The organism is Bacillus sp. BC08, assembly GCF_054326875.1.
The window spans coordinates 72,877-97,970 of the sequence record NZ_JBTGPA010000023.1; the positions used below are offsets into that span (position 1 = coordinate 72,877).

General features: G+C 36.4%; 31 protein-coding genes, 1 pseudogene and 1 other annotated feature. Of the genes and pseudogenes, 21 read left to right on the top strand and 11 right to left on the bottom strand.

The features are described 5' to 3' along the window. Positions 1 to 5: 5 nt before the first annotated feature. Positions 6 to 152, bottom strand: a complete 147-nt coding sequence (locus tag ACXVYO_RS05250; protein WP_000440293.1) for a teichoic acid D-Ala incorporation-associated protein DltX — start codon at positions 150 to 152, stop codon at positions 6 to 8. Positions 153 to 489: 337 nt separating this feature from the next. On the opposite strand from ACXVYO_RS05250, the gene amaA reads away from it, so the two are divergent. The 5 genes from amaA (at position 490) to ACXVYO_RS05275 (ending at position 3,559) form a co-directional block, all read left to right on the top strand. Beyond that, positions 490 to 1,659 carry an N-acyl-aliphatic-L-amino acid amidohydrolase gene (amaA, locus tag ACXVYO_RS05255; RefSeq protein ID WP_458466202.1) on the top strand — a complete coding sequence of 390 codons (1,170 nt, stop codon included), beginning with the start codon at positions 490 to 492 and terminating at the stop codon, positions 1,657 to 1,659. Between the two features lie 232 nt (positions 1,660 to 1,891). After that, positions 1,892 to 2,062: a hypothetical protein gene (locus ACXVYO_RS05260; protein WP_170960728.1), complete on the top strand. Its 171-nt coding sequence runs from the start codon at positions 1,892 to 1,894 to the stop codon at positions 2,060 to 2,062. Then, positions 2,055 to 2,501 carry a flavodoxin gene (locus tag ACXVYO_RS05265; RefSeq protein ID WP_144613760.1) on the top strand — a complete coding sequence of 149 codons (447 nt, stop codon included), beginning with the start codon at positions 2,055 to 2,057 and terminating at the stop codon, positions 2,499 to 2,501. Before ACXVYO_RS05260 ends, ACXVYO_RS05265 begins: the two co-directional genes overlap by 8 nt. Before the next feature lie 24 nt (positions 2,502 to 2,525). Continuing rightward, positions 2,526 to 3,299 (top strand): hypothetical protein, encoded by a 774-nt coding sequence (locus ACXVYO_RS05270; protein ID WP_048561412.1) that lies wholly within the window; start codon positions 2,526 to 2,528, stop codon positions 3,297 to 3,299. Positions 3,300 to 3,397: 98 nt separating this feature from the next. Then, on the top strand, positions 3,398 to 3,559 hold the full coding sequence (locus tag ACXVYO_RS05275) for a hypothetical protein (protein ID WP_016088745.1): 162 nt from the start codon (positions 3,398 to 3,400) through the stop codon (positions 3,557 to 3,559). Positions 3,560 to 3,561: 2 nt separating this feature from the next. Here the strand turns inward: ACXVYO_RS05275 and ACXVYO_RS05280 are convergent, their stop codons facing one another. Then, positions 3,562 to 4,464 carry an aminoglycoside phosphotransferase family protein gene (locus ACXVYO_RS05280; RefSeq protein WP_458466203.1) on the bottom strand — a complete coding sequence of 301 codons (903 nt, stop codon included), beginning with the start codon at positions 4,462 to 4,464 and terminating at the stop codon, positions 3,562 to 3,564. Between the two features lie 83 nt (positions 4,465 to 4,547). Between ACXVYO_RS05280 and ACXVYO_RS05285 the strand changes: the two genes are divergently transcribed. Then, positions 4,548 to 5,066, top strand: a complete 519-nt coding sequence (locus tag ACXVYO_RS05285; RefSeq protein WP_458466204.1) for a biotin transporter BioY — start codon at positions 4,548 to 4,550, stop codon at positions 5,064 to 5,066. Between the two features lie 48 nt (positions 5,067 to 5,114). On the opposite strand, the gene ACXVYO_RS05290 is transcribed toward ACXVYO_RS05285, so the two are convergent. From ACXVYO_RS05290 to ACXVYO_RS05300, 3 genes are all read right to left on the bottom strand, one after another. Next, positions 5,115 to 5,264: a hypothetical protein gene (locus ACXVYO_RS05290; RefSeq protein WP_426831835.1), complete on the bottom strand. Its 150-nt coding sequence runs from the start codon at positions 5,262 to 5,264 to the stop codon at positions 5,115 to 5,117. Between the two features lie 18 nt (positions 5,265 to 5,282). Continuing rightward, entirely contained in the window at positions 5,283 to 5,456 is a 174-nt protein-coding gene (locus ACXVYO_RS05295) for a hypothetical protein (RefSeq protein ID WP_000343559.1), read from the bottom strand. A gap of 70 nt (positions 5,457 to 5,526) precedes the next feature. Further along, complete coding sequence (locus ACXVYO_RS05300; protein WP_458466205.1) at positions 5,527 to 6,891, bottom strand: MATE family efflux transporter; 1,365 nt, start codon at positions 6,889 to 6,891, stop codon at positions 5,527 to 5,529. A gap of 181 nt (positions 6,892 to 7,072) precedes the next feature. Here ACXVYO_RS05300 and uppP point away from each other — a divergent pair, with 181 nt between their 5' ends. Beyond that, positions 7,073 to 7,867: a bacitracin resistance undecaprenyl-diphosphatase gene (gene uppP / locus ACXVYO_RS05305; RefSeq protein WP_242252452.1), complete on the top strand. Its 795-nt coding sequence runs from the start codon at positions 7,073 to 7,075 to the stop codon at positions 7,865 to 7,867. Between the two features lie 29 nt (positions 7,868 to 7,896). Here the strand turns inward: uppP and ACXVYO_RS05310 are convergent, their stop codons facing one another. Both ACXVYO_RS05310 and ACXVYO_RS05315 read right to left on the bottom strand, forming a co-directional pair. Beyond that, on the bottom strand, positions 7,897 to 8,484 hold the full coding sequence (locus ACXVYO_RS05310) for a thioredoxin family protein (protein WP_458466206.1): 588 nt from the start codon (positions 8,482 to 8,484) through the stop codon (positions 7,897 to 7,899). A 33-nt stretch (positions 8,485 to 8,517) separates the two neighbouring features. Next, the gene (locus ACXVYO_RS05315; protein ID WP_458466207.1) at positions 8,518 to 8,949 is read right to left on the bottom strand and encodes a YrvL family regulatory protein; all 432 of its coding nucleotides are present in this window, start codon (positions 8,947 to 8,949) and stop codon (positions 8,518 to 8,520) included. A 162-nt stretch (positions 8,950 to 9,111) separates the two neighbouring features. On the opposite strand from ACXVYO_RS05315, the gene ACXVYO_RS05320 reads away from it, so the two are divergent. Together ACXVYO_RS05320 and ACXVYO_RS05325 are read left to right on the top strand one after the other, a co-directional pair. Then, complete coding sequence (locus tag ACXVYO_RS05320; protein WP_458466208.1) at positions 9,112 to 9,531, top strand: MarR family winged helix-turn-helix transcriptional regulator; 420 nt, start codon at positions 9,112 to 9,114, stop codon at positions 9,529 to 9,531. A 136-nt stretch (positions 9,532 to 9,667) separates the two neighbouring features. Continuing rightward, complete coding sequence (locus tag ACXVYO_RS05325) at positions 9,668 to 9,823, top strand: hypothetical protein (protein WP_000184931.1); 156 nt, start codon at positions 9,668 to 9,670, stop codon at positions 9,821 to 9,823. A 22-nt stretch (positions 9,824 to 9,845) separates the two neighbouring features. Here the strand turns inward: ACXVYO_RS05325 and ACXVYO_RS05330 are convergent. After that, positions 9,846 to 11,062 (bottom strand): annotated as a pseudogene (locus tag ACXVYO_RS05330) (dicarboxylate/amino acid:cation symporter). A gap of 574 nt (positions 11,063 to 11,636) precedes the next feature. Here ACXVYO_RS05330 and ACXVYO_RS05335 point away from each other — a divergent pair. Beyond that, positions 11,637 to 12,980 carry a TrkH family potassium uptake protein gene (locus ACXVYO_RS05335; protein WP_458466209.1) on the top strand — a complete coding sequence of 448 codons (1,344 nt, stop codon included), beginning with the start codon at positions 11,637 to 11,639 and terminating at the stop codon, positions 12,978 to 12,980. Between the two features lie 33 nt (positions 12,981 to 13,013). Here ACXVYO_RS05335 and ACXVYO_RS05340 read toward each other — a convergent pair whose 3' ends face one another. Continuing rightward, positions 13,014 to 13,406, bottom strand: a complete 393-nt coding sequence (locus ACXVYO_RS05340) for an imidazole glycerol phosphate synthase (RefSeq protein ID WP_073517663.1) — start codon at positions 13,404 to 13,406, stop codon at positions 13,014 to 13,016. Between the two features lie 259 nt (positions 13,407 to 13,665). Here ACXVYO_RS05340 and ytfJ point away from each other — a divergent pair, with 259 nt between their 5' ends. After that, on the top strand, positions 13,666 to 14,133 hold the full coding sequence (gene ytfJ / locus ACXVYO_RS05345; RefSeq protein WP_061678666.1) for a GerW family sporulation protein: 468 nt from the start codon (positions 13,666 to 13,668) through the stop codon (positions 14,131 to 14,133). Between the two features lie 108 nt (positions 14,134 to 14,241). Beyond that, positions 14,242 to 14,331, top strand: coding sequence for a hypothetical protein (locus ACXVYO_RS05350; RefSeq protein WP_000608225.1), 90 nt, complete (start codon positions 14,242 to 14,244; stop codon positions 14,329 to 14,331). 351 nt (positions 14,332 to 14,682) lie between these two features. On the opposite strand, the gene ACXVYO_RS05355 is transcribed toward ACXVYO_RS05350, so the two are convergent. Beyond that, a complete protein-coding gene (locus ACXVYO_RS05355) occupies positions 14,683 to 14,922 on the bottom strand; it encodes a YkuS family protein (protein ID WP_458466210.1) in 240 nt (79 codons plus the stop codon). 243 nt (positions 14,923 to 15,165) lie between these two features. Further along, a complete protein-coding gene (locus ACXVYO_RS05360) occupies positions 15,166 to 15,405 on the bottom strand; it encodes a DUF3911 family protein (protein WP_000752504.1) in 240 nt (79 codons plus the stop codon). A 59-nt stretch (positions 15,406 to 15,464) separates the two neighbouring features. On the opposite strand from ACXVYO_RS05360, the gene ACXVYO_RS05365 reads away from it, so the two are divergent. The 9 genes from ACXVYO_RS05365 (at position 15,465) to leuD (ending at position 24,896) form a co-directional block, all read left to right on the top strand. Further along, on the top strand, positions 15,465 to 15,680 hold the full coding sequence (locus ACXVYO_RS05365; protein WP_458466211.1) for a hypothetical protein: 216 nt from the start codon (positions 15,465 to 15,467) through the stop codon (positions 15,678 to 15,680). Between the two features lie 141 nt (positions 15,681 to 15,821). Continuing rightward, positions 15,822 to 16,718 (top strand): branched-chain-amino-acid transaminase, encoded by an 897-nt coding sequence (gene ilvE, locus ACXVYO_RS05370; RefSeq protein WP_458466212.1) that lies wholly within the window; start codon positions 15,822 to 15,824, stop codon positions 16,716 to 16,718. A 16-nt stretch (positions 16,719 to 16,734) separates the two neighbouring features. Further along, positions 16,735 to 16,962 (top strand) — a binding site (T-box leader). A gap of 73 nt (positions 16,963 to 17,035) precedes the next feature. Next, the gene (ilvB, locus tag ACXVYO_RS05375) at positions 17,036 to 18,736 is read left to right on the top strand and encodes an acetolactate synthase large subunit (RefSeq protein ID WP_458466213.1); all 1,701 of its coding nucleotides are present in this window, start codon (positions 17,036 to 17,038) and stop codon (positions 18,734 to 18,736) included. Next, on the top strand, positions 18,733 to 19,242 hold the full coding sequence (ilvN, locus tag ACXVYO_RS05380; RefSeq protein WP_240587151.1) for an acetolactate synthase small subunit: 510 nt from the start codon (positions 18,733 to 18,735) through the stop codon (positions 19,240 to 19,242). The genes ilvB and ilvN overlap by 4 nt, the downstream gene beginning before the upstream one ends. Before the next feature lie 26 nt (positions 19,243 to 19,268). Continuing rightward, on the top strand, positions 19,269 to 20,279 hold the full coding sequence (ilvC, locus tag ACXVYO_RS05385) for a ketol-acid reductoisomerase (protein ID WP_458466214.1): 1,011 nt from the start codon (positions 19,269 to 19,271) through the stop codon (positions 20,277 to 20,279). Between the two features lies 1 nt (position 20,280). Next, positions 20,281 to 21,801 (top strand): 2-isopropylmalate synthase, encoded by a 1,521-nt coding sequence (leuA, locus tag ACXVYO_RS05390; RefSeq protein WP_097843832.1) that lies wholly within the window; start codon positions 20,281 to 20,283, stop codon positions 21,799 to 21,801. Positions 21,802 to 21,878: 77 nt separating this feature from the next. Then, positions 21,879 to 22,943, top strand: a complete 1,065-nt coding sequence (gene leuB / locus ACXVYO_RS05395) for a 3-isopropylmalate dehydrogenase (RefSeq protein WP_458466215.1) — start codon at positions 21,879 to 21,881, stop codon at positions 22,941 to 22,943. Continuing rightward, a complete protein-coding gene (leuC, locus tag ACXVYO_RS05400) occupies positions 22,943 to 24,337 on the top strand; it encodes a 3-isopropylmalate dehydratase large subunit (RefSeq protein WP_458466216.1) in 1,395 nt (464 codons plus the stop codon). Before leuB ends, leuC begins: the two co-directional genes overlap by 1 nt. Beyond that, positions 24,315 to 24,896, top strand: coding sequence for a 3-isopropylmalate dehydratase small subunit (gene leuD, locus ACXVYO_RS05405; RefSeq protein WP_458466217.1), 582 nt, complete (start codon positions 24,315 to 24,317; stop codon positions 24,894 to 24,896). Before leuC ends, leuD begins: the two co-directional genes overlap by 23 nt. Positions 24,897 to 25,094: the final 198 nt, after the last annotated feature.

The following is a 25,094-nucleotide window of genomic DNA, read 5'->3' on the forward strand; positions in this document are numbered from 1 at the left end:
CCACCCTAGAATTCATTGTAAATAAATGTACTTGTGTTTGTATCATGGAATCCATACAACCAAAGTAATGCAAATAAAATTGCAAGGTAATAAACCGTCTTTGCAACCCATTGTGTGAGTGGTCGAGACCATATCTCTTTTAATCTTTCCATGTCTTTCCCTCTCTTAATGAAATAATAGCTCTTTGTAGGTATCATGTCCTACATTATTGTGAAAAAAACAAAATTCCACATTTTAGGTAAAAATAAGTCAAAAGGCTCTTTTCTGATATTAGCACTAAATACTAAAAAAGAAAATCCCTAACTTAGCAATTATATTACATTCAGCATCAATTTGTAACGGGTTTGACATGTAAATAGAAAGTGGATTGTGTGAATACATAAAAGTGGACTATAAGAATACGTGAAAATATAAGATTTGTTACTTATTAATCGGTAGAGAGTGAACAAACTTTAAGTTTCTAAATCTTTTTAAAAGGAGGAAATTATCGTGAATAGAGTGTGGAAGAGTCTTATTTCGGAAGAAAATATCGTGAAATGGAGAAGGCATTTCCATAAGTATCCGGAATTATCATTTCATGAAAAAGAAACTTCGCAATTTATATATGAAACATTATGCTCATTTTCTTCTTTTGAAGTAACGAGACCGACGAAGTATAGTGTACTAGCAATTAAAAGAGGAACGGAACAAGGGAAAGTGATTGCGATTCGAGCTGATATAGATGCTTTACCAATTCAAGAGGAGACAAGGAAATCTTATACGTCTGTGAATAAAGGAATGATGCATGCATGTGGGCATGATGCTCACGCAGCTATTTTGTTAAGTACAGCAGAAGTGTTATCACATATAAAGGAAGATTTTGCAGGTGAGATTCGGCTCTTCTTTCAGCACGCAGAAGAGGTGTATCCTGGGGGCGGACAAGAAATGGTTGAGGCAGGTGTGATGGATGGTGTGGATTATGTAATAGGTTTACATGTTATGTCAGGACTTGAGAGCGGGAAGATAGGAATTGCGTATGGGCCGATGATGGCGGCACCAGACGTATTTACAGTTGAAATTCAAGGGAAAGGAGGGCATGCGGCGAGGCCAGAAGAAACGATAGATCCTATTGCTATCGGAGCGCAGATTATTACAAATTTACAACATATCGTATCAAGAAATACAAGTGCGTTCATGCAAAGAGTTGTTTCAGTTACGCAGTTTCATGGGGGAATGGCTGATAATATTATTCCTAGTACAGCAACTTTAATGGGAACTGTTCGTTCATTTAATCAAGCATTAAGGGTAGAAGCAGAAGAGAAAATTGAGAAAATCGTGAAAGGCATTACAAAAGCACATGGGGGAGAGTATACATATTCGTATCGATATGGATATGATCCGGTTATTAATGATGAGTATATTACGAAGGTAGTAGAAGAAAGTGCACTACATTTGTTTGGGAATAAGCGTGTTGTGAAGCTTGAACCTTCTATGGGAGGAGAAGATTTTTCAGCATATTTAAGAAAAGCACCGGGTTGCTTCATTAAATTGGGGACGGGGAATGAAAAAGTAGGTACTTGTTATCCGCATCATCATCCGAAATTTGATGTAGATGAATCGGCTTTAATTTATGGAGTGGAATTATTTCTAGAGACAGCGATAAGACTACTGAAATCATAGAAAAGTATAAAAAAAGGCAACTGCGCTCTATCGCAGTTGCTTTTATTTCTTTCCGTCAGAGAGGGCTGAGAAAGAACTATGCTCATTTATAGTATATGAATAGCTAACGGACAAGCTTGTACATTTTAATCATTTTTTTAAAAATAGTTATTGACATTGATAATCACTGTCAATTAATCTAAGGGTAGTTGAAATTGATAATTATTATCAATAGGATGGATGAGACATGTTAATGAGAAAAAAATTTCACCTTCTGCGGAGGGGATTAAAAGATAAAAATAAAGATGTTGATCAGCATATGGAATGGCAACGAAATGTAATTCGTTCTGAATATGTAGATGAGAAGAGTCCGCTTCCAACAGAAAAAGAGATACAAGGTAAAAGGAGAGATTCAGTTGAGTAAGTTAGTAATGATTTTTGCAAGTATGAGTGGAAATACAGAGGAAATGGCTGATCATATTGCCGGTGCCGTTCGTGAAACAGAAAATGAAATTGAAGTTATCGATATTATGGATTCACCAGAAGCTTCTATACTAGAACAGTATGATGGGATTATTTTAGGTGCTTACACTTGGGGAGATGGTGACCTTCCTGATGATTTCTTAGATTTTTATGACGCAATGGATTCAATTGATTTAACTGGGAAAAAAGCGGCAGTATTCGGATCATGTGATTCGGCTTATCCGAAATACGGCGTGGCGGTTGACATTTTAATAGAAAAGCTACAAGAACGCGGGGCAGCAGTTGTGTTAGAAGGACTAAAAGTAGAATTAACGCCAGAAGATGAAGATGTAGAAAAATGTTTACAGTTTGGAGCTGAATTTGTAAAACACCTTTCTTAATGGCAGAAGGGAGATGAAGAGCAAGTGCATGAGAAAATCGCAATCAAAACGATGACAGATTATCATTTGTATGATTTTATGCGTTGTCCGCATAAATTTTATTTCCGTCATATAAAAAGAAGAGAACCTTCTTCGTTTGAATGGCAACAAATCGCACAAATGATTGTGAATCGAATTATTAACGAATATTACACACTACCTGCGGGCCAACAAACGAAAATCGTACTTTTAATATTAATAGAAAAGTATTGGAAAAAAGTAAGGATTAATATGTTTGCTTCAAAGACGGAGTATTATATCGTGTTAGCGAAGTTAACGGATCATTTATTACAGTTTGTTGAAAGAGATGATAGTCAGACACCGCCGTTATTTTTATATGAAAAATTTCAAACATATATGGAAGAGTTAGGTGTTCACATGTCATTGACATTAGAAGTTGGTGAGTGGAGTACTGAGTCGTTTGTAATTAAAAAGTATGTTGTCGATGCGGATGAGGAAATGCTTGCTCTTTGTCAAAAGTTAATGACAGTATTCAGTTATAAAGCTTTCGGCATTCTTCCAGGGAAAATTGAAGTAATTAATTTAATAGAAGGAACTAAGTATGAGTACATTCCGAAACAGGAAGATATTATAACTGGAATGGCTGATTTATCTAGAATGAAAGAAATGTTGCAACAACCTGAGCATTATACAGAGCGTCACTTTCGTTCTGAGTGTATGAGTTGTGCATTTCGTAGGGAATGCCAAGGGGAAGAAGTAAAAAAAGAAGCGAAGCAGAAGAAAAATATCGTACATTAAAGGATGCAATGTTGCATCCTTTTTTATTATTGACATGAAAAGCTTTTCATCATTTACCGTATATTTGTAGCAGATTTTAATAAAGGGAGGAATAATCAATGAAAGATGAAACGAAAGTATTTCAATGGTTAAAAGAACAGAATGCTCCTTTTGGAATTCAACTGCAAATTTTACAAGCATTTCAACTGTATCAAGTCATTGTTGAAATGGATAAAAAGTTAATGATGTATGAGGAGAGAGAGTATAGGGAGAGAATGTAATCTCATCCCTGTAGTATTACTTTCAGTTGTTCTGTACCCGCTAGGAATGCGAGTTCATTCTTTGTTTCAAAGCTATAAGTAATATTATGTAGTAAAGGACTGTATTGATAAAAGCTCGTGATGCGGTGAATGAGTAGTGGGTCATCGTGTGAAATAAGCATGCTGTATTGTTCATATACAGATGTAGTAAATTCACGTCCGAAATCATAATATAGCCCAGCAAAATCAAAAGCAGGATCGCCAATTTGAGCATCACCAAAATCGATAACCCCTGAAATGTTTTTGTTTTGCTTATTAAATAAAATGTGATGATGTGTAAAATCAGCGTGAATAATTGTATTTTGAAAAGTGGTTGTATCGATAAAAGTAAAGAAATTTTCGAATAACCGATTTAAAGATGATTTCTGTAACGAAGTAAAACTATTAGTAACATACTGATTTAACTTAGTTTGTAGCTCTTTCCAGTAGGTAAGTGTTTTTTCAACAGGGAATCCTAACTTTGTATCTTGTTTTAAAGGAATACTATGTAGGGTTGCAAGGAAGGTAGCTAATTGTGTAATAATAGTTTTTAGTTCTTTATCCTCAAGTTTGATTACTATGTCTGTTTTTAATGGTTCACCATGAATGAGTGTATAGTAGCTACAAAGTGGAACCGCATCAGCATCATTTCTATATAATAGGCGATACTGTGGAACCTCAATTTCATGTAGTGAACAAGAGAGAAGTGTGCATAATTCTTTTTCTAAAGGAATGCGCATTGCATATTCTTGTTTTCGTGGGAAACGAAACAGTAGTTCATCATTTACGATAACCGCTACATTATCCCAGCCTTCTTCATTTTGTTTATAGGAATGTATAGAAAGATTAGGCAAAGCTTCTTTTATATACTGTTTGTAAGAGTCCATAATTGTTCCTCATTTCCAAGTTAAGTTATTCCACTTCATGATATCAGAATTTTCTTTCTATATGTTAAAATATAACTATCATTATGAAGAAGGGCGGGAGTATTACGAAGAAAAGACTATTCATCATTTCTCTATGTATCGCTTTTGGATTGTTTTGGTCATATAAAGAAGAGGTTTTTGCTAGCTTTAAACAGATTGATCAGTACGGATTAAATAATGAATTAAAGAACAAAAGTGTCGAAACTTTAACTCATAATGAAATGAAAAAGGTAGGGGAACATTTTGTGACAGAGCAATTAGCAGTGTTTGAGTTTAATAATAAAGAAGATGTGAGACGAAAAGGTGAAGAAATATTTTTTAATAGAGGGTATGAACGATTAATAGAAAATTATTATCCAAATCGTTTTCGGGATTTAGAGTATAAATTTATAAACGAGGATATACGTGAAGTGGCGGATGGAAGTTTTCTCTATAAAACTGTAGCATACGTTGCGGGTACTGAAAATGGTAAGAGAATCGAAATGAAATTGAAGTATGAAATGAAAATTGTAAAGGTTAATAATATATTTAAAGTGTTAGAACAAAAGCAGTATGTACAATAAAGTGCCACAAATAGCGGATAAAAAAATCCCCCAGTTCTTTGAGGGATTCTAAAGGTTTTCATTTTGTTGACCAAGTTCTTTTTGAGCAATATATAAATTTCCTTGCTCGACTTGTTTCTGAGTAAGCACAGAATCACCGGCATACCCTTTTTCTGTTTTTACAGCTCTTTTCGAACGATTGGAATCCTGTTTCTTCATATAATAAACCACCTTATATCAAAAATAAACGAAAATGATGAGTACGAGTAACACAGCAGCAAAAATGGTAATGCCCATTAAAAACGAGGTGTTTTTATATTTAGGTGGCTTATGTACATCTTGCCGATATCCAGGTGAAATTTCAGGGGCGAATTCTTCATCGAATGATTGCTTTTTTTCTTTTTCGTCCATATGTATCCACCTTTCTTTTTCATTATGTTATACGTTCATACAAAAAATATGCATAAAGAAAATCGCCCCTCTATCGTGAGCGGCGGTTTTCTGTTGTATATTTTCTTTGAACTTGAAAGAGGCGGAAAAGAAGGAAGATAGCGCCAAATGCTAGACCGATAATAAGACCGATCCAATATCCTTTTGCTGCCCAGTCAGTATAAGTTGCTAATATGTAACCGAGAGGGAGACCTATTACCCAATAAGCGATTAATGTCATAATTAAGGAAACATTTACGTCTTTATAACCACGTAGTGCCCCTTGTACAGGAGTTGCAATTGCATCTGAAATTTGAAATAAAATCGCAAATATAAGAAATTCTTTTGCTAAATGATGAACTTGTATATCTGTCGTATAAATAGAAGCAATTTCATCATCAAAGAAGTAGAGAAGAATTGAATATAATAGGGCGAATGCAAGTGCTAAACCAATCCCGATAAATCCATATTGCTTTGCGTTATTATATCGTTTGGCTCCCACTTCGAATCCAACAGCGATGGTCATTGCCATTGCTAAACTTAAAGGAGTCATATATAACAAGGAAGCGAAGTTCATAGCTGCTTGATGGGCTGCGATTGTTGTCGTACTAAAATTACTCATCATAAGTGTCACTGCAGCGAAAATACTCGTTTCAAAAAAGATAGCAAATCCGATAGGGACGCCAAGTTTTAAGAATTCTTTCCAACTTGAAAGAGAAGGACGATATAATTGTTTAAAGATATGGAAAGATGCGAAAGGCTCTTTCGTACGAATAATAATAACGGTAATAATTAAAATACACCAATAGGTTGCTGCAGAAGCAATTGCGGCTCCGACACCACCGAGTTTTGGAAAACCGAAATTACCGAAAATTAATAAATAATTTAATACTACGTTAATTGGTAATGATAGTAATGTAATGATCATCGTTGTGCGAGTTTTTCCTAATGCATCAATAAACCCGCGTAAAACAGTGTAAGTAAATAAAGGGACAATTCCAACTGCAATAATACTTAAAAATTGTGCTGCAATACGTTCCACAGGTTCTTCCAGGCGCATGCCGTTTAAAATAGGTGAAACAGCGAAGAAACCGATAAGGATGACCACGAAACTAGCACAAATTGCTAAATATACTGCTTGTATGACAACTTGGGGAACATCCTCTTTTTTCTTGGATCCAACGAGCTGTGCAACAATTGGAGTAGTAGCCATTAAAATTCCTGTTAATCCGGTACTAACGGGAAGCCATATACTTGTTCCGATAGCAACACCTGCTAAATCAATAGGACTTGCGTGCCCTGACATTGTCGTATCGAAAAAACTCATTGCAAATAATGACATTTGCGTTACGAAAATCGGGAAAAATAGTAATACAAATTGCTTTAATTTTTGTGAAAATGAATTAGTTTCTTTCATAAAATCCCCTTTCCGCTAAAAAAACAAACTCTTACTATCATACAATTTAATCAAAAAATAGAAAAGAAATAAGCGCATATAACATGTACAATCAATAAAAAAAAGATGCACTTTAATAGGGGATAAGGTATTATGATAAGGTGTGAAAAATTACATATTCGTTATTAAGGAGGCACTACTCGTGGCTGATTGGTTAATTGGAATAATCATGGGTGCTGTTGAAGGTTTAACAGAGTTTTTACCAGTTTCATCAACAGGACATATGATTTTAACAGGTCATTTACTTGGATTTGACGATGAGAGAGCGAAAGTTTTCGAAGTTGTTATCCAATTGGGATCGATTTTAGCAGTTGTTGTTATATTTTGGAAGCGTCTATGGTCTTTAGTAGGTATAGGGAAAGTAACAGATGGACCATCGTTAAATTTATTACATATTATTATCGGGATGATTCCTGCCGGCGTACTTGGCGTATTGTTCCATAGTGCGATTAAAGAAGTTTTATTTGGGCCAGGCCCAGTTGTCATCAGTTTAGTGGCTGGTGGTATTTTAATGATTGTTGCTGAGAAGTTTTCGAAACCAAGTACAGCAAGAACATTAGATGAAATCACATATAAGCAAGCATTTACAATTGGGATGTTCCAATGTTTAGCGCTTTGGCCAGGATTTTCTCGTTCTGGTTCTACAATAAGTGGTGGTTTATTAGCTCGCGTGTCACATACAGCGGCGGCTGAATATACATTTATTTTAGCAGTACCAATGATGGTAGCTGCAAGTGGTTTAGATTTAATTAAAAGCTGGGATATATTAAGTGCGGCTGATATACCGTTATTTGCAACAGGATTCATTACTGCATTCGTTGTTGCGATGTTTGCAATTGTTTCATTCTTAAAATTATTAGCGCGTGTAAAACTAACGCCGTTCGCTTACTATCGTTTCATTTTAGCTGCGGTATTCTATTTCTTCTTCATTATGTAATAAAAAAACTGCCGAGTTCGGCAGTTTTTTTATTTTACTACTTTTTCCATCATGCTTTCCATTACATGTTCCCAAAGAGAAGTATCATCCGCTAATGTAGCACGGAAGTTAGCGTACATTTCTTTTTGTTTTTCCTCGAATGTTGGATCTTCTTTTTCAGGCAATGTAGCGCGCATAGAAGTTACTAATTCTTGTACTTTTGGAGCGCGTGGTCCCCAAACGGCTTGTTCATTTCCATCTTTATCAATGAAAATAAAGATTGGAATGGCACGTGCGGTTCCATTTGTTAAATATTGATCCATTAATTCTAAGTTTTCATCACGAATTAATAATCTCATATCAATATTTGCAACTTCAGAAATTCGTTTCATAACAGGTACGCATAAAAGAGCGTCACCACACCAATCAGCTGTTAATACGATAACACGCCAGCCATCATTTTGGCGTTCTTCTAATACGGGAAGTAATTCATTTGGAATTAAAAAGTTATTGTAAATGTGCAGTAGCTCGTATTGATTTACTTTCATTTCATTCACATATGTATCAAAGGACATACCTGTATCAGCCCATTGTTGTAAGTTCATAAGTAACACCTCTTTAGTATGATTTGCTTTCATTGTACCAATTTTTATATAGAAAAGCTTGTATTCTTACTCTTTCTTGTCACTTAATAATTTATTTAATAGGAAAAGGAATAGTACGACACATAATTCAGCTATGTTGGACAGTTGTACGCTCTCTATCCAGTCGTCAACGGTATGAATGACGAACCAATCTAGCGTAATTTCAATGATTGCGAAAAGAGTAATAGAAAGCCAATTTGGCATGTTTTGTGTCATTGGATATAGCAGTGCCTTGAAGAAACTGAAGATGAAAAATATAATACCGTCTAAGAAAGTAATTAATAAAAAAAATAGAAGTAAGGCAGTGCGCGACCTATACTCTACACCAGTAATATGAAAGATTCCTACATATACAAAAAATATAAATGCAAAAATTATAATGAGGAACAGAATAATAAAACCAATAATCAAAGTTTTATCTTTTAGATTGAAATTAGAAAATTTATCTTCTTCACCCACTATCCCAACTCCTTTTTTTGGAAATTCAACTTCATTTTATCATGAAATGTATATTAAAAAACTACGAATTATGGGAAAATAAGGTGACAAAAAGTAAGATTTCATGTAAAATTATTAATAAGGTTTTTATTTAACTAAATGAAGTAAAAGGGGCTGTCAAAATTGTCTCAAAATCGAGAGCAATTAATGGAAGAACTATCGACAAATGTGTTTGCTATGTTTCGCACGTTGCGTAATGATATTGGAAAAATATTTGGTGGTTACATACCGTGGAATGAGTTCATTGTCCTTAGAATATTGAACCGTACGAATAAAGAAATGGTATCACGTGTAGCTAACGAATTAAATGTATCGAATAGTCATATTACAGCTGTTACAGAAAAATTAATTAATAAAGGTTTTGTAACTCGTTCACGTTCTACATCAGATCGCAGAGTTGTATATTTAGAGATTACAGAGCAAGGAAAAGATTTGGTTGCGAAAATGGAAGGTGAGAAAAAGAAATATTTACAAGAAAGATTCTCTATGCTTTCAGAAGAAGAAATGAATATAATGATATCTATTTCTAAAAAACTTATTTAAGTCATTATAAGTAAGAAAACGCTTACGTAGTAAAAGAGAAGACCTTCCTTATATGAGGAAGGTCTTCTTTCTTATGTAAAAGATTATAAAAAAGAAAATATGTAACATACTACTAGTAAAGGAAGGGGGCAGAAATATGACAAATCGAAATGGTAGTAAAGGGAGCGGAAATCAAGGCTCACCAAAATCAGGGCAATTTCAGCAAGAGTTTAGTGCGGAATTTGAGACTGGTAATGATAACAAAGGGAAAGAATATCGTTCGAAAAAAGGAAGTAAATCAAAAAAGGAGTGAAATGATTCACTCCTTTTTTGATTTAAGATGCTGCAGATTGATCCGTATTATATTTTTCTTCTGATTTTGCAACAATCATTGCGCAAATTGCATCACCAGAAATGTTTACAGCTGTTGGTCAATACCGATAATTAAGGCAATACCTTCTACTGGTAGATTTACTTGATTTAAAACCATCGTCAGCATTACGAGTCCAACACCTGGTACACCGGCAGTGCCGATACTAGCTAGTACAGCAGTCAATACGACGATAGCTAATTGGGACATAGTAAGTTCAACTCCGTATACTTGAGCGATAAACACAGTTGCTACGCCTTGCATAATGGCAGTACCATCCATATTAATCGTTGCACCTAGTGGTTGTACAAAAGAACTTATCGCTTTTGGAACGCCAAGTTTTTCTTGTGCGGTTTTCATTGCAAACGGAAGAGATGCATTAGAGCTAGATGTACTAAATCCAATTGCCATGACCGGTCCGAAATGTTTAAAGAAACGGACAATGCTTTCTTTTGCTAATACCTTTAATAATCCACCATATACGAAGACGCCGTGAATAATAAGTACTAGCATAACGACAATCATATACTTGAACATCGCAGCGACGCCTGCAAGACCCATTTTACCAAAGGATGAAGCAAGCAACCCGAATGTTCCAATTGGAGCTAATTTCATAACGAGATTAACGAGATACATCATTAATTCGTTGCCCTGTTCAAGTAATGAATGGATACCTTGAACTCGTTTTCCTAAAATAGCGATACCGAGTCCGATTAATACGGCAAAAGAAATAATTTGTAACATGTTTCCATCAGCCATTGCTTGTGCTGGATTATCTGGTACGATATTGAGCAATGTATCGACGAAAGATGTTTCGGTTTTTGCACCTTCATATTTAAGGCCTTCGGTTTTAAAGTTACCGCCAGATCCTGGTTGTATAGTAAGTGCAAATGTAACTGCAATAGAGATGGCAACGGCTGTAGTGACAAGAAAGAATGAAATTGATTTTAAGCCGATTCTTCCAAGTTGTTTCGGGTCTCCAAGCCCAGCAGCCCCAAGCACGATAGAAATGAACACAACAGGAACAACTAGCATTTTAATGAGTCGAATAAACAATTGACCAAGTGGATTGAACACATATTGATTTAATGGTTCAAAAATGGATGGTGCAACTAAATTTAAAGTGAGTCCGACAACTAAACCGAGAAATAATGCAATTAAGATTGCTTTTGTTTGTTTCAATAAAACCCCCCTTATTTTTGTGAAATTACTTTCTACATTAATTGTACCGAAAAACCGTTTTATTTAACGGTATTTTCTGAATATTTTGCATAAAAATATCTATTTAAATATAGATTGCTTTCGCTAGAGTAAGTGAAAAAAATGGGGAATCTAGTCAGAAAACAAAATAGACCATCACATAGGATGGTCTAGGGAAGGGGACAATTTATGTCAATTTAATTAGGGATGGAAGTTGTTCAAGACACTGGGGAATGTCTTATAAATTAGGGAGGAACAACTTCGATACATATACTATAAAAGATAGATGTGACCTTGGTGTGAACATAGAGTGAAAGGTATGAGGATTTGAGAAATGATACATATAAAATGATTGTTGCGAGAGTTGTAGAGTAACAATAAATAGTATAGAAAGTGTCTCATCATAAAATGAAGTAAAGTTCGATTATAAATAAAAGTTGAAATCTTTGGAAAAAAGGATTATGCTCAACTATATTATAAGAATATAAGGTTTATCCCACTATGTAAGGGCTTTTATAAGCCTTTAGTTATGAGGGGGAAAAGGGAGTTAGTGAATATGGAAGTAACGAAAAGACAAGGGCTGTATAATCGTTTTATACGATTAAATCCACCACAAATATTAGCATTAGGTTTTTTCTTCCTAATTGTGGTTGGCGGTTTGTTATTAAAGTTACCATTCGCAACGAAAGTACATATTAGTTGGGTAGATGCTTTCTTTACGGCGACGTCAGCAGCGACTGTAACGGGATTGGGAGTAGTAGATACTGCAAGTACGTTTACGATGTTTGGCGAGATTGTTATTATGTTTTTAATTCAAACAGGCGGTTTAGGTCTTATGACAATTGCCATTTTAATTGTTTGGGTATTAGGTAAAAAAATCGGATTACGCCATCGATTATTAATTGGAGAGGCATTTAATCAGACAAATATAGGTGGTCTTGTAAAATTAGTAAAACGTGTCTTTATATTTTCAATTTGTATTGAGCTTATTGGAGTCATCTTTTTATCGTTTCGCTTTATTCCAGAGTTTGGTTTTGGAAAAGGCGTATACTATAGTATTTTTCACGTTATTGCATCTTATAATAATGCTGGATTTGCTCTATGGCCGGATAATTTAACAAGGTATGTAGGAGATCCTATTATTAATATTGGGATTTGCTCTTTAATTGTAATAGGTGGTCTCGGTTTTACTGTATTAATTGATGTATGGTATAGCCGTAGTTTCCGAAAATTATCGCTTCATTCCAAAATTATGATTGTTGGAACGGTAGTGCTAAATGTTATAGCGATGATTGTGATTTTTGTATTAGAATATAATAATATGAAGACGTTAGGGGATTTACCATTAAATGAAAAGTTATGGGCTTCTTTCTTCCAAGGTATTACTCCTCGTACTGCTGGATTTAATACAGTTGACTACGGGGGGATGGAAGAATCATCTATATTATTTACGATGGTTTTAATGTTTATTGGCGCAGGAAGTGTATCAACAGGTGGAGGGATTAAATTAACAACGTTTGTTATTTTAGTTACATCCGTCCTTTCTTTCTTTAGAAAGAAAGAGGAAATCGTTTTATTTCAGCGTACAATTAAAATGTCGACAGTAACGAGAGCGTTAGCTATTGCTGTTGCTAGTCAAATCCTCATTTTTACAGCAGTATTTGTATTAATGCTTACAGAAAACTTCAGCTTTATTCAGTTACTATTTGAAACAATTTCAGCGTTCGGTACAGTAGGGTTAACGATGGGGATTACTGCAAAGTTATCAGCGTTTGGAAAATGTATTATTATGTTTGTTATGTTTTGCGGATTAATTGGACCGTTAACACTTGTGTTTTCTTTAGCGCGACCAGCAAAACAAAAAATTAAATATCCATCAGAAGATGTATTTACAGGATAAGGTATCCCGCATAAGCGAGATACCTTTTTCTTTTTAAAAAAGGGAGAACAATAATCCAACAAGCGCTACTCGGAATAGAATTGCAATAAGTGCTGCAATTCCGCCGACAATCGCAGCAATGCCACCAGTTACAGTAGCTCCACGATTATAAGCGTAAATCCCTAGTAATACAGAAACAAGACCAAATAATGTTGGGAAGGTAAAGAGTGATAAAATAGATAAGGCAAGAGCGATAAAGCCAGCCGTTGATCCAGCCGCAGACGATCTTACATCATCTTTATGATCTTTCTCATCGTAATCATAATCAATGCGCTGTGGTGCAACCTCAGCTGCATATTCTTCTTTATAGTCACTATAATCACTATCTATTCTATCTCTTTTTTTATACTCATCAAATTTCTCAGTCAAAGTCATGACTCCTTTCATAACAAGGTTCAATAGTAGTATGTTTCTCTTTTTCTTTTTTATCCCGCTTTAATGGGCAGTAAGCCCCCCATCTCAAAATTCAGCGAAAGCAAAGAAGTTAGGTCGAGCTGTCCATTAAATTCCAATTGGTGAGGGCTGATAATCAGTGGGGGATGAAGAAAACCCCCACTGATTAAAGTTTCACTTTATCCGAGTATGTACAGGGAGTAATATCCATTTAGAAGGAAGAAATTGTTTTTTTGAAATAGGAAAAGTTAGTATGACTTCCTCTATTTTGGAAAGTATAAAAAAGAATAAGAAGGAAAGGGTGCAATACATAATGGAACATCCAATTGAAAATTTAATGAAAACAGCAATGACAAATTTAAAAGAGATGGTAGATGTAAATACGATTGTTGGAAGTCCAGTTTCAACGGCTGATGGAAATGTAGTATTAACAGTATCTCAAGTGGCTTTTGGTTTTGGTGCCGGCGGAAGTGATTTTAAAGGGGATTTTATTTCTGAAAAACATAATAACGGACAAGGACAGCATAAAGAGAACAAGCAAAGTCATCCATTTGGAGGCGGAAGCGGGGCTGGGGTTTCTATTAGCCCAGTTGCTTTTTTAGTAGTTGGTTCTAACGGTGTGCAAGTATTGCACCTCAATAGTAGTACGCATTTAATTGAAAAGGCTTTAAATACTGTACCAAGCACTGTAGATAAATTTGTAAATGGTCGCCAAAAGTGAACTTGCATTTTTTAGGAATTATGATATATTAGAAAAAGTGCGCTTTAAGATGATCGGAATAATTGAACTGTAAATATATATGATGTGTGGAATAAGGGAGAGGAATTTATGATTAATATCAAAAACCTAGTAGTTGGCTTATGTATGTTAGTAAGCGGTTTTGTTGTATATGTAATAAAAGAAAAAGCTCCATTCTAAAACAGACAAACCGTTACTGTCTGTTTTTAATTTGTAAAAAATATTGACAAGTTATTGTATTGATGTTAAAATTTTAATTCGTGTCTCGGTTACAGCTAGTGTAAAATAAATAAATCTTATAAATATAATACGAAAAGTTTGCGAAAGATCGGGTAGTCTTACCAACAACTTTTGTGAACAAACCCTATAAATTATTATTGTAGGCTTTATATGTATACTAGTGAATCAAGGAGCGGTCAGTGGAACCGTAATGATGAGAGAGAGGTAGGGCTTTCATCCAGTATATGTTACTTTCCCGTTAGGTGAATATAAAAAAGAGGACTCCTTTTCAAAAGGAGTCCTCTTTCTTTTTTAAGTGCGGCTATCAACTTGCTGACAAATTTCATCTGTTGTTAAACCATGAGCTGTAATTACCGATCCCTTAATGGATGCATCTGCAATACCCATCATATTGGAATCTTGCCCAGTTACAACACAACAATCGCATCCTTGTGCATCATGTTCGGAGTGAAGGGTAACAACCTCATGTCCCTGTTGCTTAAGAGCTTGCTGAACATCTGTTAATGAGTTTTCAACGCCAATTCTAGCCATAATTCTCACCTCCTACCATCTAGTTGCTAGTATGCTCAAGTACATTGCATATATTTATCCCGCTTTAATGGGCAGTAAGCCCCTCACCTCAACATGCAGCGAAAGCAAAGAAGTTAGGTTGGGGATCAACTGCCCATAAAAGTCCGATTGGTGAGGGCTGATTAAAGTTTCACTTTATGCAAAGAAGGTAGGAAGTCTATATTTATCCTGCTATTTACGGGTAGAATTAACGTATTACTTTATTTAGTCGTTATATACACCAGTAAGCATTTGACTTACGAATTGATCGTTTAAAGTATCTTGGGCGGAAGAAGTATTTGAATGAATGTCAATTGAAGCAATAAAATTATTATGTTCTTTATTATTTGGTTCTACCTCTACATAATTATCGAATTTACAAAAACCTTTCGTATCCATTAGATCAAATAGTTGCAGCATTTCTACTACCTCTTGTCTCGTTCCTTTAATTTGTACGCACGCCATATTGATTTCCTCCTTCATTTTGACAAATTGTTTTTTAAAAATAGGATTATGATTGCGAGATGAAAAATATGAATGTTATTTTTAGACAGCGTTATTTTTATTATTTTCCCCCTTTTTCAGCAAAAGTCGTTGTATATTCCCGAATTTATAAAAACGGACGTCCGTTTATTGAATACAATAGATTCGTATCAATTGATGAAAATCCTTCTTTTAAACAAATATTTTTTTTAGTGGAATTTGGCGAAAAAATTTTTTTGACTTTTTGTAAACGTTAACAACGCTATTAAATCAATATAATCAAAGATGTACGTACGATTAAAAATTATAAATTTTCTAAAAATTTACTTGATTTATTTAGAAAGGAGAGTAAACTAGGAAACAATAAAAAATTCATAGAACATAGGAGGCGCTTTCCAGTGAATGAGCAATGGATTTTCTTAAATGGAGAATTTGTTCCAAAAGACGAAGCAAAAGTTTCAGTATATGATCATGGTTATTTATATGGAGATGGAGTATTTGAAGGAATTAGAGTTTATAGCGGTAATGTTTTCCGTTTGAGAGAGCATCTTGTCCGATTATATGAATCAGCAAAATCCATCATGTTAGAAATTCCATATTCTTTAGATGAAGTAGCGAATATTGTTGTTGAGACGATTCGACAAAATAAATTATCTAATGGATACATTCGCCTTGTTGTATCGAGAGGTGCAGGAAATCTTGGATTAGATCCTGATTCTTGTAAGAAACCGAATGTAGTCGTAATTGCAGAACAACTATCTTTATTCCCACAAGAATATTATGAAAAAGGGATTCCGGTTGTAACAGTTGCAACGCGCCGAAACCGTCCAGATGTTTTGTCGCCTCAAGTAAAATCTTTAAATTACTTAAACAATATTTTAGTTCGTATTGAAGCGAAATTAGCTGGAGTACAAGAAGCACTTATGTTAAATGATCAAGGATACGTAGCTGAAGGTTCAGGAGATAACGTGTTTATTGTAAAAGGAAATAAATTAATTACACCACCAAGTTCTGCTGGAGCGTTAGAAGGTATTACACGAAACGCTATTTTAGAAATCGGTGAAAAACTTGGATATGACGTTAGAGAAGAGTTATTTACAAGACATGATGTATATGTAGCTGATGAAGTATTTTTAACAGGAACGGCTGCAGAAGTAATTGCTGTTACGACAGTAGATGGTAGAACGATTGGTTTAGGGCAAACAGGTCCACATACGAATCGTTTATTAGAAGAATTCCGAAAATTAGTTATAGAAGATGGAGAGAAAATTTACGAAGAAAATAAAGTTGGATAACAACTTTTTATAACATAAGAAAGCGTTGAGAGGGAGGAGTAGTTGATTGTGAAGCCTCACAGAGAGTCGGTGGTTGCTGAAAACCGATGGTTCACGTCGACGAACATCGCCCTTAAGTGCTAAGCTGAAGCATTTGTCTAGGCTTAGACGGTAGCTCCGTTATTAGCTAGACTCATTTATGGGTCACTGAGGCAAGAGTATTCTTGCAAAGAAGGGTGGTACCGCGAAATCTTTCGTCCCTTCAGCACATAGCTGGAGTGTGGACGTAGGATTTTTTTTATTGATAAAAGTTTTCAAAAAGGGGGCTTATAAGAACAATGTCTTCAAAAACGGAAGAGAAACTGGCAACCGGTGCACAGCTATTGTTAGAAGCGCTAGAAAAGGAAGGAGTAGAAGTAATTTTCGGTTATCCTGGTGGTGCTGTTTTACCTCTTTATGATGCACTCTATGACTGTGAAATTCCACATATTTTAACAAGGCATGAGCAAGGTGCTATTCACGCCGCTGAAGGGTATGCCAGAATTACTGGTAATCCAGGTGTTGTCATTGCAACGAGTGGACCAGGTGCTACAAATGTTATTACAGGTCTTGCAGATGCGATGATTGATTCGTTACCACTTGTTGTATTTACAGGGCAAGTAGCAACAACGTTAATTGGAAGTGATGCTTTCCAAGAAGCGGATATTATGGGGCTTACGATGCCGGTGACAAAACATAACTATCAAGTGCGAAAGGCTTCAGATTTACCTCGAATTATTAAAGAAGCATTTCATATTGCTAGAACAGGAAGACCAGGCCCAGTCGTTATTGACCTTCCAAAAGATATGGTGGTAGAGCAAGGAGAACGATGTAATGACGTACAAATGGATTTACCAGGATACAACCCGAATTATGAACCGAATCTACTCCAAATAAACAAATTATTACAAGCAATTCGTGCTGCAAACAAGCCGTTAATTTTAGCTGGAGCAGGTGTATTGCATGCGAAAGCATCAAAAGAGTTAACGAGTTTTGCTCGTAAATATGAAATTCCCGTTGTGCATACATTACTTGGTCTCGGTGGCTTTCCGCCAGATGATGAACTATTTTTAGGAATGGGAGGAATGCATGGTTCTTACACAGCCAATATGGCGTTATATGAATGTGACTTACTCATTAATGTAGGTGCGAGATTTGATGATCGGCTTACAGGGAATTTAGCTTATTTTGCTAAAGAGGCGACTGTTGCGCATATCGATATTGATCCAGCAGAAATCGGGAAAAATGTGCCGACTGAAATTCCTATTGTTGCAAGTGCTAAGCAAGCGTTGGAAGCATTACTTCAACCGGAAGGAAGGAAAGAAAATCATTATGAATGGATCACTTTATTAAAGAGTAGAAAAGAACAGTATCCATTCTCTTATAAACGAAACTCTGAAAGTATTAAGCCTCAATACGCAATTGATATGTTATATGAAATTACGAAGGGAGAAGCGATTGTAACAACAGATGTTGGGCAACATCAAATGTGGGTAGCCCAATACTATCCGCTGAAAAATCCAGATAAATGGGTAACTTCAGGAGGATTAGGAACGATGGGGTTCGGATTTCCAGCAGCAATTGGGGCACAAATTGCAAAGCCTGAGGAACTAGTTATTGCAATTGTCGGTGACGCTGGATTTCAAATGACCCTGCAAGAATTAAGTGTGTTAAAAGAACACTCCTTACCTGTTAAAGTGTTTATTTTAAATAATGAAGCTTTAGGAATGGTAAGACAATGGCAAGATGAATTTTATAATCAAAGATACTCGCACTCTTTACTGTCGTGTCAACCAGATTTCGTCGCTCTTGCGAATGCGTATGGCATAAAAGGAGTTCGAATAGATGATCCACTTCTTGCAAAGAAGCAAATACAGCATGCGATTGAATTACAAGAACCGGTCGTAATTGATTGCCGTGTACTTCAATCAGAAAAGGTAATGCCAATGGTTGCGCCAGGGAAAGGTGTTCACCAAATGGAGGGAGTGGAAAAAAGGTGAAGAGAATTGTTACAGCGACAGTTCGAAATCAAAGTGGTGTGTTAAACCGAATTACAGGTGTTATGACACGAAGGCATTTTAATATTGAAAGTATTTCAGTAGGTCATACAGAATCATCAGACATATCACGGATGACGATTGTTGTACACGTTGAAAATGAGCAGCAAGTTGAGCAGTTAATTAAACAACTTCATAAGCAAATTGATGTTATGAAAGTATCAGATATTACAGAAGAAGCGATGATCGCAAGAGAACTTGCACTTATTAAAGTCGCAACATCAGTAGCAAGAGCAGAATTATATAGTTTAATTGAACCGTTTCGAGCCGCTGTAATAGATGTTGGGAAGGATTCCATAGTTGTGCAAGTAACTGGTACGCAGGAGAAAGTAGAGGCGTTAATTGAATTACTTCGTCCATACGGTTTGAAAGAAATTGCTAGAACAGGTGTAACAGCATTTACGCGTAGTATGAAAAAACAAGATAAGCAAGTTATGTTAATTCAATAATCATTTATATATAGGGGGAAATGAAAATGACAAAGGTTTATTATGAAAAAGATGTAACGGTAAATGTATTAAAAGAAAAGAAAGTAGCAATCATCGGATATGGCTCGCAGGGTCATGCGCATGCGCAAAACTTGCGTGATAACGGATTTGATGTAGTAGTAGGTTTAAGAAAAGGGAAGTCTTGGGATAAAGCGAAAGAAGATGGATTTTCTGTATATACAGTAGCAGAAGCAGCGGAGCAGGCTGATTTAGTAATGATTCTACTACCGGATGAACTGCAGCCAGAAGTATATGAAGGGGAAATTGCACCAAATTTACAGGCAGGAAATTCTCTCGTTTTTGCACACGGATTTAATGTTCACTTTGATCAAGTGAAACCACCAGCTAATGTAGATGTATTTCTAGTAGCGCCTAAAGGTCCAGGGCATCTTGTACGCCGTACGTTTGCTGAAGGCGGAGCTGTTCCTGCATTATTTGCAGTATACCAAGATGCAACAGGAGTTGCGACTGAAAAGGCACTTTCTTATGCTGATGGAATTGGAGCGACGAGAGCGGGCGTATTAGAAACGACGTTTAAAGAAGAAACAGAAACAGATCTATTTGGAGAGCAAGCTGTACTTTGCGGCGGAGTAACCGCGCTGGTGAAAGCTGGATTTGAAACGTTGGTTGATGCAGGATACCAGCCTGAACTTGCATATTTTGAATGTTTACATGAACTTAAACTAATCGTTGACCTTATGTATGAAGGTGGACTTGAAAATATGAGATATTCAGTTTCAGATACAGCGCAGTGGGGCGACTTCGTATCAGGACCACGCGTTGTAACGGAAGATACGAAGAAAGCGATGGGTGCAGTGCTAGCCGAAATTCAAGATGGTACATTTGCAAGAGGTTGGATTGCAGAGCATAAAGCAGGAAAACCAAATTTCCATGCGACAAATGAGAAAGAGAATGAACATGAAATCGAAGTAGTTGGACGTAAATTACGTGAAATGATGCCTTTCGTACAGCCACGAGTAAAGGCAGGGGTCAAATAATATGAAGCAGATTTTGTTCATGGATACGACGCTACGTGATGGCGAACAATCACCAGGAGTGAATTTAAATGAACAAGAGAAATTGCAAATTGCAAGGCAATTAGAGAGACTAGGTATTCATGTCATGGAAGCTGGATTTGCAGCAGCTTCCGAAGGGGATTTTCAGTCGGTAAAACGCATCGCAAATACGATTCAAAATGCTACAGTTATGAGTTTAGCTAGAGCGAAAGAAAGTGATATTCGAAGAGCATATGAAGCTGTGAAAGGTGCTGTATCTCCTCGTCTACACGTATTTTTAGCTACGAGTGATATTCATATGAAGTATAAACTTTGTATGTCAAAGGAAGATGTATTAGATAGTATTCATCGTTCGGTTACACTTGGGAAATCGTTATTTCCGACAGTACAATTTTCTGCAGAAGATGCGACAAGAACAGCAAGAGATTTTTTAGCTGAAGCAGTAGAAGTCGCGATTCGTGCAGGAGCAAATGTAATTAATATTCCAGATACAGTTGGATATACGAATCCAGAAGAATATTATTCTCTTTTTAAATACTTACAAGAATCCGTTCCTTCATATGAAAAAGCAATTTTCTCTTGTCATTGTCACGATGATCTTGGGATGGCTGTAGCAAATTCATTAGCTGCGGTTGAAGGTGGAGCATTGCAAGTAGAAGGAACAATTAATGGAATTGGAGAAAGAGCAGGGAATGCAGCGTTAGAAGAAGTCGCAGTTGCTCTTCATATTAGAAAAGATTTCTATAAAGCAGAGTCTTCTATGACGCTAAAAGAAATTAAAGCGACGAGTACATTAGTAAGCAGATTAACAGGTATGGTTGTACCGAAAAATAAAGCGATTGTTGGAGCAAATGCATTCGCTCATGAATCAGGAATTCATCAAGATGGTGTATTAAAAGAAGTGACAACGTATGAGATTATTGAACCAGAGCTAGTAGGTGAATCTCAAAATCTATTTGTACTTGGAAAACATTCTGGACGTCACGCGTTTACAGAAAAAATGAAAGAGCTTGGTTATGAATTTACAAAGGAAGAACGAGATGCGGTGTTTGAAGCATTTAAAAAATTAGCTGATCGTAAGAAGGAAATTACGGAGGAAGATTTACGTGCACTTATGCTTGGTGAAGCAGCATTTGCGGCTCAGCAATACACCATTACGCAACTGCAAGTACATTTCGTATCAAATAGTACACAATGCGCGACAGTTGTATTAAAAGATGAAGAAGGGAATGTATACGAAGATGCAGCTACTGGCTCAGGTAGTATTGAAGCGATTTATAATGCAATCCAAAGAATTTTAGGCTTAGAATGTGAATTGGCAGATTATCGCATACAATCTATTACACAAGGTCAAGACGCACTTGCTCATGTTCATGTTGAATTAAAAGAAGGAACGCATCAAGTATCAGGTTTTGGTGTCGCGCAAGACGTATTGGAAGCGTCGGCGAGAGCATATGTTCATGCGGCGGGGAAATTAAAATCTTTTATCCAGCTTGTGAAATAAGTAGTTGATAGGTGAGAAAAGCTTTCCTCACCTATCAAAATAAAGTTCTGAAAATTCGGTTAAAAGGAGTGTTGAAATTGGAAAAACGTATCGTTTGTTTAGCTGGTGATGGTGTTGGCCCAGAAGTTATGGAAAGTGCGAAGGAAGTATTGCATATGGTAGAGAGATTATATGGGCATCGTTTTCATTTGCAAGATGAGTACTTTGGCGGGAGTGCTATCGATTTAAATGGGCAACCATTACCACAACGAACGCTTGCCGCCTGTTTAGCAAGTGATGCAGTTTTACTAGGAGCAGTTGGTGGACCAAGGTGGGATAGTGCGAGAGAAAGACCAGAGAAAGGATTATTAGCTTTAAGAAAAGGACTCGGCGTATTTGCGAATGTTCGCCCTGTAACGGTAGAAAGCGCAACGGCACATTTATCGCCATTAAAAAAGGCTGATGAAATTGATTTCGTTGTCGTTCGTGAATTAACAGGGGGAATTTATTTTTCTTATCCGAAAGAACGAACGGACGAAGTAGCAACAGATACACTTACGTATCATCGTCATGAAATTGAACGTATCGTTTCGTATGCTTTTCAATTAGCAAGTAAGCGGAAAAAGAAAGTAACATCGATTGATAAGGCGAATGTTTTAGAGTCTAGTAAACTATGGCGAACTGTGACAGAAGAAGTGGCACTTCGTTATCCAAACGTTGAACTAGAACATATTTTAGTAGATGCCGCTGCGATGGAGTTAATTCGAAATCCAGGACGGTTTGATGTAATAGTAACTGAAAATTTATTTGGAGATATTTTGAGTGACGAGGCTTCTGTATTAGCTGGATCATTAGGGATGCTTCCATCAGCAAGTCACGCTGAAAAGGGACCTTCATTATACGAGCCTATTCACGGTTCAGCACCGGATATTGCTGGGAAGAATAGGGCGAACCCAATTGCAATGATGCGCTCTGTTGCAATGATGCTTGGGCAATCGTTCGGATTAACGAGAGAAGGGTGTGCAATTGAAGAAGCAATTTCTACAGTCCTTACATCAGGGAAATGTACAGCAGATATCGGGGGGACTGAAACGACAACTTCATTTACGAAGGCAGTTATGCAAGAAATGGAAGAGCAAGCGTTAGTAGGGAGAGGGAGATAATGGGGAAAAGGTTGCTAGATAAACTTTGGGAAAGACATATAGTTACGACAAACGAAAATGGATTAGATTTATTATATATAGATCTGCATCTTGTTCACGAAGTAACGTCACCGCAAGCCTTTGAAGGCTTGCGGCTTACAAATCGAACAGTCCGTAGACCAGATTTAACATTCGCAACGATGGATCATAATATTCCAACGAAAGATGTTTGGAATATTACCGATCGCATTGCGAAGCAGCAACTAGATACACTTCGGGAAAATTGTAAACAATTTCAGGTACCGTTAGCGGATATTGGAGATGAAGAACAAGGGATTGTTCACGTTATCGGACCAGAACTTGGGCTCACACAGCCAGGAAAAACAATTGTTTGTGGTGATAGTCATACAGCAACGCACGGTGCGTTTGGCGCGCTAGCATTTGGTATTGGTACGAGTGAAGTGGAACATGTATTGGCGACGCAAACGTTATGGCAACGTAAACCGAAAGCAATGGGCATTGAGTTAAAAGGGAAATTACAGAAAGGTGTTTACGCAAAAGATATTATTTTGCATCTCCTTTCAAAGTACGGTGTAGCAGTTGGAACTGGATACGTAATGGAATTTTACGGAGAGACAATTGGAGCTATGGAGATGGAAGAGAGAATGACGCTTTGTAATATGGCAATTGAAGGAGGAGCAAAGGCTGGTATTATAGCACCAGATAAAAAAACATTTGCTTATGTAAAAGGACGTAAATATGCACCGAAAGATTATGAAACTTTCGAGAAAAAATGGTCGGAACTGTATACAGATTCAGATGCAATTTACGATTTGCATATTTCAATTGATGTGGCGGATTTAGCACCGTACGTTACGTGGGGAACAAACCCGAGTATGGGTGTTCGTATTGATGAAAAATTGCCAGAAAAGTATGATGCAAATGATGAAAGAGCATTTTCTTATATGGGATTAAGCCCTGGACAAAGTACGTATGACATTCCAGTTCAGCATGTTTTTATTGGATCTTGTACAAATTCCAGGCTTTCTGATTTAGAAATTGCTGCATCTGTTGTGAAAGGGAGAAAGGTAAAAGAAGGTGTGCGAGCACTCGTTGTGCCTGGATCGAAAAGGGTAAGAGAAGCCGCTATGCAAAAAGGACTACATCATATATTTGAAGAAGCAGGATTTGAATGGAGAGAACCTGGATGTTCAATGTGTCTTGGAATGAATCCAGATCAAGTACCTGAAGGAGAACATTGTGCTTCCACTTCAAACCGTAATTTTGAAGGAAGACAAGGAAAAGGAGCGCGAACACATTTGGTTAGCCCAGCAATGGCGGCAGCAGCTGCGTTATATGGTCATTTTGTTGATACTAGAAAGGAGAGTTATGATGGAGCCATTTCGTATTCATAAAGGTACTGCCGCAGTATTGATGAATGATAATATTGATACAGATCAAATTATTCCGAAGCAATATTTAAAGAGAATTGAAAGAACGGGATTTGGAAAATATTTATTCGATGAATGGCGTTATGATAATAACCGCCATGAAAACCCTAATTTTCCACTTAATGCACAAGATAGAAAAGGAGCAAGTATATTAATTACAGGTGATAATTTTGGTTGCGGTTCTTCAAGAGAACATGCTCCGTGGGCGCTTGCTGATTATGGTTTCCACGTTATTATCGCTGGCGGGTTTGCAGATATTTTTTATATGAATTGTATGAAAAATGGTATGTTACCAATAGTAATGGATAAAGAAATGCGAGAACAACTTGTCAAAACGGATGCGAGAGAACAAATAGAAGTAGATTTAGAGAATGAAGTCATTACAACGAGTACGCACAGGTTTCATTTTACAATCGAGAAAATGTGGAAAGAGAAATTATTAAATGGTCTAGATGAAATTAGCATTACAATGCAATATGAACAAGAAATTGTAGAATATGAAAGGGAAGTAGCTTTATATTAAGAAATAACGGAATGTTCGAAATGTATTTACATTCAGAATTAAGTATTATATACTATGTAAAAAATCAGAGGAGAAAGGGAGTAAGTATTATGAATATCGTGCAACCTATTGAAATGCTTACACAACTACATCATCATACATAAAGCCCTTGAACCTAGCGTGAAAACGTGTAGGCACAAGGGTTATTCCCGTTGTACC

Bases quoted from the DNA above. Each gene is read 5' to 3' on its own strand.
- ACXVYO_RS05250 (WP_000440293.1), bottom strand. From the start codon at position 152: ATGGAAAGATTAAAAGAGATATGGTCTCGACCACTCACACAATGGGTT.
- ACXVYO_RS05260 (WP_170960728.1), top strand. From the start codon at position 1,892: ATGAGAAAAAAATTTCACCTTCTGCGGAGGGGATTAAAAGATAAAAAT.
- ACXVYO_RS05275 (WP_016088745.1), top strand. From the start codon at position 3,398: ATGAAAGATGAAACGAAAGTATTTCAATGGTTAAAAGAACAGAATGCT.
- ACXVYO_RS05280 (WP_458466203.1), bottom strand. From the start codon at position 4,464: ATGGACTCTTACAAACAGTATATAAAAGAAGCTTTGCCTAATCTTTCT.
- ACXVYO_RS05285 (WP_458466204.1), top strand. From the start codon at position 4,548: ATGAAGAAGGGCGGGAGTATTACGAAGAAAAGACTATTCATCATTTCT.
- ACXVYO_RS05290 (WP_426831835.1), bottom strand. From the start codon at position 5,264: ATGAAGAAACAGGATTCCAATCGTTCGAAAAGAGCTGTAAAAACAGAA.
- ACXVYO_RS05295 (WP_000343559.1), bottom strand. From the start codon at position 5,456: ATGGACGAAAAAGAAAAAAAGCAATCATTCGATGAAGAATTCGCCCCT.
- ACXVYO_RS05300 (WP_458466205.1), bottom strand. From the start codon at position 6,891: ATGAAAGAAACTAATTCATTTTCACAAAAATTAAAGCAATTTGTATTA.
- ACXVYO_RS05310 (WP_458466206.1), bottom strand. From the start codon at position 8,484: ATGAAAGCAAATCATACTAAAGAGGTGTTACTTATGAACTTACAACAA.
- ACXVYO_RS05325 (WP_000184931.1), top strand. From the start codon at position 9,668: ATGACAAATCGAAATGGTAGTAAAGGGAGCGGAAATCAAGGCTCACCA.
- ACXVYO_RS05335 (WP_458466209.1), top strand. From the start codon at position 11,637: ATGGAAGTAACGAAAAGACAAGGGCTGTATAATCGTTTTATACGATTA.
- ACXVYO_RS05340 (WP_073517663.1), bottom strand. From the start codon at position 13,406: ATGAAAGGAGTCATGACTTTGACTGAGAAATTTGATGAGTATAAAAAA.
- ytfJ (WP_061678666.1), top strand. From the start codon at position 13,666: ATGACTTCCTCTATTTTGGAAAGTATAAAAAAGAATAAGAAGGAAAGG.
- ACXVYO_RS05350 (WP_000608225.1), top strand. From the start codon at position 14,242: ATGATTAATATCAAAAACCTAGTAGTTGGCTTATGTATGTTAGTAAGC.
- ACXVYO_RS05355 (WP_458466210.1), bottom strand. From the start codon at position 14,922: ATGGCTAGAATTGGCGTTGAAAACTCATTAACAGATGTTCAGCAAGCT.
- ACXVYO_RS05360 (WP_000752504.1), bottom strand. From the start codon at position 15,405: ATGGCGTGCGTACAAATTAAAGGAACGAGACAAGAGGTAGTAGAAATG.
- ACXVYO_RS05365 (WP_458466211.1), top strand. From the start codon at position 15,465: ATGAAAAATATGAATGTTATTTTTAGACAGCGTTATTTTTATTATTTT.
- ilvB (WP_458466213.1), top strand. From the start codon at position 17,036: ATGTCTTCAAAAACGGAAGAGAAACTGGCAACCGGTGCACAGCTATTG.
- ilvC (WP_458466214.1), top strand. From the start codon at position 19,269: ATGACAAAGGTTTATTATGAAAAAGATGTAACGGTAAATGTATTAAAA.
- leuA (WP_097843832.1), top strand. From the start codon at position 20,281: ATGAAGCAGATTTTGTTCATGGATACGACGCTACGTGATGGCGAACAA.
- leuC (WP_458466216.1), top strand. From the start codon at position 22,943: ATGGGGAAAAGGTTGCTAGATAAACTTTGGGAAAGACATATAGTTACG.
- leuD (WP_458466217.1), top strand. From the start codon at position 24,315: ATGGAGCCATTTCGTATTCATAAAGGTACTGCCGCAGTATTGATGAAT.